13 protein-coding genes are annotated in these 10,007 nt (G+C 70.7%); all 13 read left to right on the top strand.

The window, feature by feature from the left end; genetic code table 11:
- On the top strand, positions 1-487 hold a 487-nt coding region (locus tag EIO58_RS07020), incomplete at its 5' end, for a TilS substrate-binding domain-containing protein (protein ID WP_205789170.1).
- A gap of 73 nt (positions 488-560) precedes the next feature.
- Positions 561-830 (top strand): hypothetical protein, encoded by a 270-nt coding sequence (locus EIO58_RS07025; RefSeq protein ID WP_127818924.1) that lies wholly within the window; start codon positions 561-563, stop codon positions 828-830.
- Entirely contained in the window at positions 827-2,725 is a 1,899-nt protein-coding gene (locus tag EIO58_RS07030; RefSeq protein ID WP_127818925.1) for an alpha/beta hydrolase, read from the top strand. Before EIO58_RS07025 ends, EIO58_RS07030 begins: the two co-directional genes overlap by 4 nt.
- Positions 2,726-2,788: 63 nt before the next feature.
- Positions 2,789-3,235 carry a hypothetical protein gene (locus EIO58_RS07035; protein ID WP_127818926.1) on the top strand — a complete coding sequence of 149 codons (447 nt, stop codon included), beginning with the start codon at positions 2,789-2,791 and terminating at the stop codon, positions 3,233-3,235.
- 9 nt (positions 3,236-3,244) lie between these two features.
- On the top strand, positions 3,245-3,796 hold the full coding sequence (hpt, locus tag EIO58_RS07040; RefSeq protein WP_127818927.1) for a hypoxanthine phosphoribosyltransferase: 552 nt from the start codon (positions 3,245-3,247) through the stop codon (positions 3,794-3,796).
- Between the two features lie 129 nt (positions 3,797-3,925).
- A complete protein-coding gene (ftsH, locus tag EIO58_RS07045) occupies positions 3,926-5,932 on the top strand; it encodes an ATP-dependent zinc metalloprotease FtsH (protein WP_127818928.1) in 2,007 nt (668 codons plus the stop codon).
- 9 nt (positions 5,933-5,941) lie between these two features.
- Positions 5,942-6,568 carry a GTP cyclohydrolase I gene (gene folE, locus EIO58_RS07050; RefSeq protein WP_127818929.1) on the top strand — a complete coding sequence of 209 codons (627 nt, stop codon included), beginning with the start codon at positions 5,942-5,944 and terminating at the stop codon, positions 6,566-6,568.
- Positions 6,556-7,389, top strand: a complete 834-nt coding sequence (folP, locus tag EIO58_RS07055; protein ID WP_127818930.1) for a dihydropteroate synthase — start codon at positions 6,556-6,558, stop codon at positions 7,387-7,389. The genes folE and folP overlap by 13 nt, the downstream gene beginning before the upstream one ends.
- The gene (gene folB, locus EIO58_RS07060; RefSeq protein WP_127818931.1) at positions 7,362-7,736 is read left to right on the top strand and encodes a dihydroneopterin aldolase; all 375 of its coding nucleotides are present in this window, start codon (positions 7,362-7,364) and stop codon (positions 7,734-7,736) included. Before folP ends, folB begins: the two co-directional genes overlap by 28 nt.
- Entirely contained in the window at positions 7,733-8,287 is a 555-nt protein-coding gene (gene folK / locus EIO58_RS07065; RefSeq protein WP_127818932.1) for a 2-amino-4-hydroxy-6-hydroxymethyldihydropteridine diphosphokinase, read from the top strand. The genes folB and folK overlap by 4 nt, the downstream gene beginning before the upstream one ends.
- A complete protein-coding gene (locus EIO58_RS07070; RefSeq protein ID WP_127818933.1) occupies positions 8,284-8,775 on the top strand; it encodes a DUF3180 domain-containing protein in 492 nt (163 codons plus the stop codon). Before folK ends, EIO58_RS07070 begins: the two co-directional genes overlap by 4 nt.
- The gene (locus EIO58_RS07075; protein ID WP_127818934.1) at positions 8,723-9,304 is read left to right on the top strand and encodes a PH domain-containing protein; all 582 of its coding nucleotides are present in this window, start codon (positions 8,723-8,725) and stop codon (positions 9,302-9,304) included. The genes EIO58_RS07070 and EIO58_RS07075 overlap by 53 nt, the downstream gene beginning before the upstream one ends.
- Positions 9,301-10,007, top strand: a 707-nt coding sequence (locus EIO58_RS07080) for a PH domain-containing protein (protein WP_164861569.1), incomplete at its 3' end; no start/stop codon positions are given. The genes EIO58_RS07075 and EIO58_RS07080, both read left to right, overlap by 4 nt.

Consider the following 10,007-nt stretch of genomic DNA (forward strand, 5'->3'; position numbering starts at 1 on the left):
GCCGCTCCTCGGCGTGCGCCGCGCGACGACCCGGGCGGCCTGCGCGGCGGAGGGCCTCGAGCCATGGGACGACCCTCACAACGCCGACCCTCGCTACGCGCGTGTGCGCGTGCGCGAGAAGGTGCTGCCGGTGCTCGAGGCCGAGCTCGGCCCCGGCATCGCCGACGCGCTCGCTCGCACGGCCGCGCAGCTGCGCGAAGACGCGGAGGCATTCGATGAGATGATGCACGAGACGATCGAAGACATCGTCGAGCACGCTGAGGCCGGCATCTCGGTGTCGGTGGCCGCGCTCGCGGCGAACCCGGCGGCGCTGCGCAACCGCATCATCCGGCACGTGGTGGCCAGCGAGTTCCACGAGAGCCTTACCCGCGCGCAGACCCTCGAGGTCGCACGACTCGTCACGGACTGGTCGGGGCAGGGACACATCGACCTCCCCGGATGTCGCGCCCGCCGCGTCGGCGGGCGGATCGAGTTCACCGCACGCTGATCCGGGGCCGCTCGGCATGGGGAATTGTCCCCTTCGCCCGCGGGTCGTCGGGTGGCTAGGGTGGGTGGCGATCATGGCAGACGTCGAGTTCTCAGACTCCGATTTCGCCGAGGCGATCTCGCACCTGCTCGACGCAGGCGACGCCCCGGTCGATACGCTCTGCGTGGCCTTCGGCGCTCTCGGATCGACCGTGGTGGAGTCCGCCGTCGGCAGCGTCGATGCGCTGGTGCGCCACGCGGTGACAGCTCTTGTCGGTGTGGGCGACGACCTGTCGGCCGACGTGAGCACGGTGCACACCGAGTTGCTCGCCCTGGATGCGCAGATGGCCGGGACCGGCGGATGACGCTCCCGGGCCTTGCGGCCGACCCCGGCGAGGGCGACGTCGACGGCATCCGCGACCTCGCGCGGTTCTTTCGCGCCCGGGCCGGCGCGCAGCGCGAGCGCAGTGCTTCGTCGAACAGGGCCCTCAGTGCCCTGTCACCGGTGTCGGCGGTGAGCGTCGACGCGCTGCGCCCGCGCATCACCGTGCTCGCGTCGCGCTTCACGGAGGTCGCGGATGCCGCCGACGAGGCTGCCGGCGTGATCGAGGACTACGCGGACGCCGTCGCAGACCTGAAGCGTCGCGCCCGCTCCGCGCGGGCAGACGCCGAGTCCGACTACGCCGCCGTCACGACTCGGCGATCTGCCGCCCTGAACGCCGCATCGGAGTTCGTCGTGGGCTGGGCGCTGGACTGGGACGACGTGCTGCCGTCGTGGCTGTACCTCGACGACCCATCGCTGCTGGACCGCTGGCAAGGGGCGATCGACGACTACCGGTCGTCGCGTGCGGCGTACAACGCACTGCGCGATGAGCGCGATCAGCTCGACCATGACACGGCCGCACGGCTCTCGGGCATCCCGCTCGTCGCCGCGATCACCCAGGACGGCGTCGTCGGCGCGAGCGGCTTCGTCGCCGCGACCGCGCTGTGGGCCGGCGACACCGACGACGTGACGGCCGAGCAGATCGCCGCGCTCGGCGATCCGGCGCTCGTGCGGCAGGTGTGGGACAGCCTCGATCGTGCGGAGCGGGACGCGCTCATCGCCGCTGCGCCCGAGATCATCGGCAATCTGGACGGGATCCCCATCGCCGACCGCGTCGCGGCCAACCGCCTCAACATCGAGGCCGAGATCGCCGCGCGCGAAGCCGAGATCGAGCGGCTCGAGGCCGTGCGCGATGCTGCGCTCGACAGCGCGTATCACAGCCGTGACGCGATCGAGCAGGTGTACGACGACCTCATCGCCGAGCAGCAGCGCCTCATCGACTCGTACCGGGACCTGCTCACCCAGGAGGTCCGCGTGACCGACGAGTCCGGCCTCTCTCGGGTCGAGATCGGCGCGCGCGTGGTGGTGTTCGATCCGTCGCTCGATGCGATCGCGACCTATCACGGGCCCATCGACCCGGTGACGGGCGACATCCCCTCGTGGGTGGAGTCCGTCGCGATCTCGGTGCCGGGAACCGGATCGAACATGACCGACTTCGGCGACGGCCACGCCGCCGACCTGCAGCACGCCGCGGGGCGTCGGTCCGCCGTCTTCCAGTGGGCGGGCGGGGCGTTCCCCCAGTCGATCCCCGAGGCGATGAGCACCTCGTACTCGCACGACCTCGCGCCGCGTCTGCGCGACTTCGCCGCCGGCATCATCCTCCCGGCCGACGCGACGCTCACCGTGGTCGGTCACAGCTACGGCGGTGCGACGGTCGGGCTGGCCGAGGCGGCCGGGCTGCGCGCCGACCGCATCCTCTACGTCGCGGCCGCCGGCATGGGAGACGGCGTCTCGGGCGTCGCCGACTTCCCGCATACTTCAGAGGTGCCCCACTACGCCATGATGAGCCGCAACGATCTCGTCGTCGGGCTCATCCAGGGCCGCGAGGGCGACCTCCACGCCCTGCACGGACAGTCGACGCTCACCGCAGGCGGAGTGACTCGGCTCGAGACGGGGTGGATCGACGCGTCCGATCCGGACAGCGACGACATCGAGGACTTCGACGTCCCCGGCAACGGCACTCCCTCGGCGATCGACAGCCACAGCTCGATCTACACGCCCGGCTCGACCTCGTTCGAGAACATGGTCGCGGTCATCACGGGCGGTGAGGCCGAGCTCTACGCCGAGGACGAGATCATCGTCGCCGGCGGCCACCCGATCACGATCGACGGCATCGATCGCGACGACTACGAACCCGTCTACGTGGAGGTGGGCTGATCGATGCGCCGGCTCGTCGCCGCCGTCGTCGCGGCCCTCGTTTTCTCGCTCGGAGGATGCAGCATGCCCGAAGAAAGCCGACTCGACGAGTTCCGCTCCGAGGCCGAACGCCTTCTGGCCGACACGGTCGCCGTCGTGCCCGAGGAGCTGATCGCCGAACGTGCGTTCTCCGAGTCGGAGCCGCGATTCGGCCCGACGGAGGGGGCGCCGACGCCCGCCGATCCGGCATGGTGGCAGGCTCGCGAGGACCTCAACCTGATCGCCGAGACGGATGCCTCCGCCCGGGCATTCGATGCCGTGTCGGGGCATCTCTCGGCCGAGGGCTGGACGCAGTCGCGCGTCCGCGAGGTCGACGGCTGGGTCACCGACGGGTTCCGCCAGGAGCTCGACAGCGGCGACTGGTACATCGAGGTGACGTGGGTTCCCTCCGCGCCGGGTCTGGCCGAGATTCTCGGCGTGCTGGTCGTCAGCCCGCAGACGGTCCGCGGCGACCACGACGCGCCCACGTAGACTCGTCGCATGCGCGCGGCCGACGTCTCCAGTGACATCACCGAAGTCCTCGTCACCGAGGAGCAGATCCGAGCCAAGCTCGAAGAGATCGCGGCCCAGGTCGCCGCCGACTACGACGGCAAGGACCTCCTGCTCGTCGGCGTCCTGAAGGGCGCGGTCATGGTGATGGCCGACTTCTCGCGGGCGCTGCCCGCCCTGGTCCCGATGGACTGGATGGCGGTGTCGTCATACGGCGCCGGCACCAAGTCGAGCGGTGTCGTGCAGATCCGCAAGGACCTCGACACCGACATCCTCGGCAAGCACGTGCTCATCGTCGAGGACATCATCGACTCCGGCCTGACCCTGAGCTGGCTGCTGGAGAACTTCGCGGCCCGCGGCGCGGCATCCGTCGAGGTCTTCGCGTTGTTGCGCAAGCCCGAGGCTGCGAAGGTCGAGGTGCCCTGCAAGTACGTCGGGTTCGACATCCCGACGGAGTTCGTCGTGGGGTACGGCCTCGACTACGCCGAGCGCTACCGCAACCTGCGCGACGTGGCCGTGCTCGCCCCCCACATTTACTCCTAGGCGATTACGCCGGGGGCGAATGCACAGACTGCGCCTAGGAACCCCGCGATACCCTGATTCAACCGTCGGCGGCCGCATTCCGGCCCGCCGCGGCTCGTCGACGAAAGGGGTCGGGCACACGCCCGCACCATGGACTTCAAGAAGATCACCCGCAACCCGCTCTTCTACGTCCTCATCATCGGGGTCTTCCTCGTCGTGGGGTTCTCGCTCATCTCGAGCCTGAACGGAGCGAAGCAGATCTCGACGCAAGAGGGTCTCGAGCTCCTGGCCGGCGACACGGTCACCGAGGTCGTCAACACCGACGGCGATCAGCGCGTCGACATGACCCTCTCGAAGGAGTACGAGGGCGCGACCGACGTGCAGTTCTACTACGTGTCGGCGCGTGCGGACGAGGTCGTCGAGGCGATCAACGCCGCTGACCCCGAGGACGGCTTCAACGACACGGTGCCGCGCGCGACGTGGTTCGACGGGTTCCTCTCGCTGCTTCTGCCGATCCTGCTGCTCGGCCTGCTGTTCTGGTTCCTGCTGTCGTCCGCCCAGGGCGGGGGCAGCAAGGTCATGCAGTTCGGCAAGTCGCGCGCCAAGCTCGTGACCAAGGAGATGCCGCAGGTCACGTTCGGCGATGTCGCCGGAGCCGACGAGGCGATCGAAGAGCTCGACGAGATCAAGGAGTTCCTGAAGGACCCGGCGAAGTTCCAGGCCGTCGGTGCTCGCATTCCGAAGGGCGTGCTGCTGTACGGCCCTCCCGGAACCGGCAAGACGCTGCTCGCCCGTGCTGTCGCGGGCGAAGCCGGTGTGCCGTTCTACTCGATCTCGGGCTCGGACTTCGTGGAGATGTTCGTCGGCGTCGGTGCGAGCCGCGTGCGCGACCTGTTCAACCAGGCCAAAGAGAACTCGCCGGCGATCATCTTCATCGACGAGATCGACGCGGTGGGCCGCCACCGCGGCGCGGGCATGGGCGGCGGCCACGACGAGCGCGAGCAGACGCTGAACCAGATGCTCGTCGAGATGGACGGCTTCGACCCCAAGGTCAACGTCATCGTGATCGCGGCGACCAACCGTCCCGACATCCTCGACCCGGCCCTGCTGCGCCCGGGCCGCTTCGACCGTCAGATCGGCGTGGACGCGCCCGACCTCAAGGGCCGCACCAAGATCCTCGAGGTGCACGGCCGCGGCAAGCCGCTGGCCGACGGCGTCGACCTCGAGGTCGTCGCCCGCAAGACCCCGGGATTCACCGGTGCCGATCTCGCCAACGTCCTCAACGAGGCGGCGCTGCTCACCGCCCGCTCGAACGCGCAGCTGATCGACAACCGCGCGCTCGACGAAGCGATCGACCGCGTGCTCGCCGGGCCGCAGCGCCGCACACGGGTGATGAAAGACAAGGAGAAGCTCATCACCGCGTACCACGAGGGCGGTCACGCGCTCGCCGCGGCGGCGATGAACCACACCGACCCGGTCACGAAGGTCACGATCCTCCCGCGCGGCAAGGCGCTGGGCTACACCATGGTGCTTCCGCTCGACGACAAGTACTCCGTCACACGCAACGAGCTGCAGGACCAGCTCGCGTACGCGATGGGCGGTCGCGTCGCCGAGGAGGTCGTGTTCCACGACCCGACCACCGGTGCCTCCAACGACATCGAGAAGGCGACGAACATCGCCCGCAAGATGGTCACCGAGTACGGCATGACCGGCGACATCGGCCCGGTGAAGCTCGGCCAGTCCTCGGGCGAGGTCTTCATGGGCCGCGACATGGGCCACGGCCGCGACTTCTCGGAGCGCATCGCCGAGCGCGTCGACTCACAGGTGCGCGACCTCATCGAGCAGGCGCACAACGAGGCGTACGAGGTCATCAACGCGAACCGCGACGTGCTCGACAAGCTCGCGCTGGCACTGCTCGAGCAGGAGACCCTCGACCACCTCGAGCTCGCCGAGATCTTCAAGGACATCAAGAAGCTGCCCCCGCGTCCGCAGTGGCTCTCGAGCGAGCAGCGCCCCCCGTCGGTGCTGCCCCCCGTCGAGGTGCCGCGGCGCCGAGACGAGGCCGGACTCGCCGCGAGCGTCGAGGCGGAGCAGCCGGTCGCCGAGAAGGCGTCGAAGCGTCGCCCGAGCGGGCAGGCGCGTCCCGCGACCGCGTAGGCTCAGCCTGTGGCCGTCGACCGTGAGCGCGTCGCCGCGCTCGTGCGCGAACTGCTCGAGGCGATCGGGGAAAACCCCGACCGTCCGGGATTGAAGCAGACGCCCGAGCGGGTCGCCGACGCGTACTCGGAGTTCTTCGCGGGCGTGGGGGCGGATGCCGCGGCCCCCCTCGCGCACACGATCTCGGTGACGCGGGGCCCGGCACCCGACACGCTGCCGTCGGGAGCGGTCATGCTGCGCGACATCCTGTTCCGCTCGGTGTGCGAGCACCACCTCCTGCCCTTCCGCGGGCATGCGCACATCGCCTACCTGCCGGGGGAGCGGGTCGTCGGGCTCGGGTCCCTGCCCAAGGTGGTCGAGATCCTGTCGTCGCGCCCTCAGGTGCAGGAGCGCCTCGGCGAGCAGATCGCCGACGCGATCGCGGCATCGCTCGACACCCGCGGCGTGCTGGTCGTGCTCGACGCGACGCACGAGTGCGTGACGATGCGCGGCGGCAGGCAGACGGATGCCTCGACCGTGACGATCGCGGCGCGGGGCGAGCTCGCCGAGCCCGCCGCCCGCGCCGAGCTGATCACGCTGATGGCGGGGCCACCGGTGGCGCCACGACCTTCAGGGGGCCGTGGATGGCCCTCGTGATGGGCGTCGTCAACGTCACGCCCGACTCGTTCAGCGACGGCGGACGGTACGCGGATGCCGATGCCGCCGTCGCCCACGGGCTGCGGCTGCGTGCGGAGGGCGCCGACATCCTCGACGTGGGCGGCGAGTCCACGCGGCCCGGCGCCGAGCGGGTGGGTCCGGCCGTCGAGCAGGAGCGCGTGCTCTCTGTGGTGCGCGCTCTCGCCGAGGCGGGCGCGGTGGTGAGCATCGACACCATGAACGCCTCGACCGCACTGGCCGCCGTCGAGGCCGGCGCACGCATTGTCAACGACGTGTCGGGCGGGATGGCCGACCGCGACATGCTGGCGGCGGTGGCGCCCACGGGCGCCGACATCGTGCTGCAGCACTGGCGCGGGCACTCGGCCGACATGTACGCGAACGCCGAGTACGGTGAGGTCGTCCCCGAGGTCGTGGCCGAGCTGGCCGCGCGGGTCGAGGCGGCGGCGGCCGCCGGCATCCCGCCCGCCCGGGTGATCGTCGATCCGGGCATCGGCTTCGGCAAGCGCGGGCGGCAGAACTGGGAGACGCTGCACGGACTGCCGAGGTTCGTCGCCATGGGCCACCGGGTGCTCGTCGGCACGAGCCGCAAGCGATTCCTCGCCGAGGCGCTCGCCGACGACCCCGCCGACGCGACCGAGGCGCGGCGCGATCTCGCGACCGCCGTCACCAGTGTGCTGGCCGCGCAGGCCGGCGTGTGGGCGGTGCGCGTGCACGATGTCGCAGCCACGCGCGATGCTCTCACCGTGGCCGGCAACTGGGAAGGAGCGGACCGATGGGCGTCTCCGACGAGATCGCGCTGACGGGCCTGCGCGTCTTCGGCCGTCACGGCGTCTACGAGCAGGAGCGGCGAGTCGGTCAGGACTTCGTGATCGACCTGGTGCTGCGGCTCGACACCCGGGCCGCGGCGGCCAGCGACGACGTCGCCGACACTGTTCACTACGGTGAGCTCGCCGAGCAGGTGGCGCAGATCGTGGGCGGAGACCCCGTCGACCTGCTCGAGACGCTCGCCGACCGCGTCGCGCGCCACGTGCTGGCCGACGACCGTGTCGGGTCGGTGCGCGTCACCGTCCACAAGCCCGACGCGCCGATCCCGTTGGCCTTCGCCGACGTCGCCGTGACGATCGAACGGGGGAGGTCGGCATCGTGAACCGGAGACTCGCGCAAGGCATCGACGCCGGCGCCGCTTCGTCGCGGCAATCGCCGGTCGAGGCGGTGGTCGCGCTCGGCGCGAACCTCGGAGACCGTGCGCAGACGATGGCCACGGCGATCAAGGAGCTCGCGCGGCTGCCCCTCGTCGAGGACGTGCGCGTATCGGAGCCGATCGAGTCGGTGGCGGTGAAGCCGGAAGGGCCGGATGCCGCAGCCCCTGCCTATCTGAACGCCGTGGCGATCCTCACCACGCGCCTGGCTCCGTCGGTGCTGCTGGGCTACCTCCACGCGATCGAGCGCCGCTTCGGCCGTGAGCGCAGCGTCGAGCGGTCGGCGCTCGAGCCGGGCTGGGAGGACCGCGTTCTCGACCTCGACCTCATCGCGTACGGCGACGTCATCAGCGACGATCCGCAGCTGCTGCTCCCGCACCCGAGGGCGGCCGAGCGGGACTTCGTGCTCGGCCCATGGCTCACGGTCGACCCCGATGCCGAGCTGCCCGGCGTCGGACGCGTCGACGGGGCGCTCGATCGCCTCCGGGGGCAGAAGTGAGGCGCACCGGCGCCGGAGTCCTCCTCCTCGCGGCTGCACTCGGCACCGGGGCGGGGTTCCTCGTCGACCAGGTGCTGACCTCGTCCGGACGCCCGAGCTTCACCCCGGCCGTGTCGCTGCCGATTCTGCTGGTCGCGCTGGGCGCGATCGTCGTCGCGCTCGCGGTCCCGATCCGTCAGGCGACCCGAGGCACGGCCAAGCGCACGGTGAACCCTTTCCGCGCGCTGCGCGTGGCGATGCTCGCGAAGGCGTCGAGCATCGTCGGCGCGGCGATCGGCGGAGTCGGGCTGGGCCTGCTCGCCTTCCTCACCACCCGACCCGTCGCGCCCTCGATAGGCTCGTTGGGAACGGTCATCGCGACAGCTGTCTGCGGCGCCCTCCTCGTCGCGGCCGGGCTCGTCGCGGAGCACCTGTGCACCATCAGGAAGGACGACGATGACGAACAGCCCGGGGATCCCGGACTCGAACCCCGAATCGACGGGCACTGACGCGCCCGGCGCCGAGACCTTCCAGACTCTCGCCGAGCCGCGGTCGGCGAACCGCCTCGAGCTCACCGGCGGCGTGTGGCACCAGATCTCGCCGAAGTACGTGCGCGTGCAGTTGATCTCCAACGGGTCGTTCCTGGTACTGGTGATCGCGGCGACCCTCGTCCTGACCCTGCTGATGCACCAGTGGTGGGCGTGGATCCCCGGCGGCATCCTGACCGTGATCCTCGTCTGGATCCTCGCGATCCTGCCGCGCCAGGCCCGCTCGATCGGGTACCAGCTGCGCCAGGACGACCTCGTGTTCCGCCGCGGCATCCTGTGGCAGCGCTTCGTCGCCGTCCCCTACGGTCGCATGCAGCTCATCGACATCACGCACGGTCCGCTCGACCGGGGCTTCGGCATCGCGCAGCTCAAGTTCGTGACGGCGGCCGCCGCGACCGGTGTCGTGATCCCGGGACTCGAGCAGTCCATGGCCGAGACGCTCCGCGACCACCTCGTCGAGGTCGCCGAGAGCCGGCGCACGGGGCTATGAATCCCGCCCCCGAGCCTGTGAACCCGCTGCCCGAGCCTGTCGACGGGCACGCCGCTCCTCCGTCCGAGCTGGTGCGCTCGCCGCTGAGCGACGGCGAGTGGCACCGACTGCACCCGTTGACGCCGCTGCTGCGCGGCGGGCTGTTCCTCCTCGTGGTCATCGGCGTCATCGTCGCGAACCTCCGCGACAGGCTGCTGATCGTGTTCCTGCCGTGGCTCGCGCCCGAGATCGAGGACGAGGTCGGTCAGTGGGACGGATCCGGCGGAGACCCGATCGACTTCATCGTCGTGAACAACCTCTATGTGGTGGCGGCGCTCGCCGTGCTGGCCGTGCTCGTGCTGCTCGTCGGAGGGTTCTACCTGTCGTGGCGGTTCCACACCTTCCGCATCACCGGCGACGACGTCGAGGTGCGCAGCGGCATTCTGTTCCGCACGCAGCGTCGTGCGCCGCTCGACCGCGTGCAGGGCGTCAACCTGACGCGGCCGATGGTGGCGCGGCTGCTCGGCATGGCGAAGCTCGAGGTGGTGGGCGCGGGCACCGATGCCAACGTCAAGCTCGAGTACCTCTCGACCGCGAACGCCGAGGCGGTGCGCGCCGACATCCTGCGCCTCGCGTCGGGCCAGCGACTCGCGGATGCCGCCGCTGCGGGCGCAGGACCGCGCCAGGGCGGCCGCGTCGCCGCGTTGAGTCACACCGTCGGCCG

The sequence above is a fragment of the Microbacterium sp. CPCC 204701 genome (assembly GCF_004010105.1).
In the GTDB taxonomy this organism is placed as follows: domain Bacteria; phylum Actinomycetota; class Actinomycetes; order Actinomycetales; family Microbacteriaceae; genus Microbacterium.

Coding starts and splice junctions, on each gene's coding strand:
- folP (WP_127818930.1), top strand. CDS start 6,556: ATGGCCCTCGTGATGGGCGTCGTCAACGTCACGCCCGACTCGTTCAGC.
- EIO58_RS07030 (WP_127818925.1), top strand. CDS start 827: ATGACGCTCCCGGGCCTTGCGGCCGACCCCGGCGAGGGCGACGTCGAC.
- EIO58_RS07035 (WP_127818926.1), top strand. CDS start 2,789: ATGCCCGAAGAAAGCCGACTCGACGAGTTCCGCTCCGAGGCCGAACGC.
- folB (WP_127818931.1), top strand. CDS start 7,362: ATGGGCGTCTCCGACGAGATCGCGCTGACGGGCCTGCGCGTCTTCGGC.
- hpt (WP_127818927.1), top strand. CDS start 3,245: ATGCGCGCGGCCGACGTCTCCAGTGACATCACCGAAGTCCTCGTCACC.
- EIO58_RS07075 (WP_127818934.1), top strand. CDS start 8,723: ATGACGAACAGCCCGGGGATCCCGGACTCGAACCCCGAATCGACGGGC.
- EIO58_RS07025 (WP_127818924.1), top strand. CDS start 561: ATGGCAGACGTCGAGTTCTCAGACTCCGATTTCGCCGAGGCGATCTCG.
- ftsH (WP_127818928.1), top strand. CDS start 3,926: ATGGACTTCAAGAAGATCACCCGCAACCCGCTCTTCTACGTCCTCATC.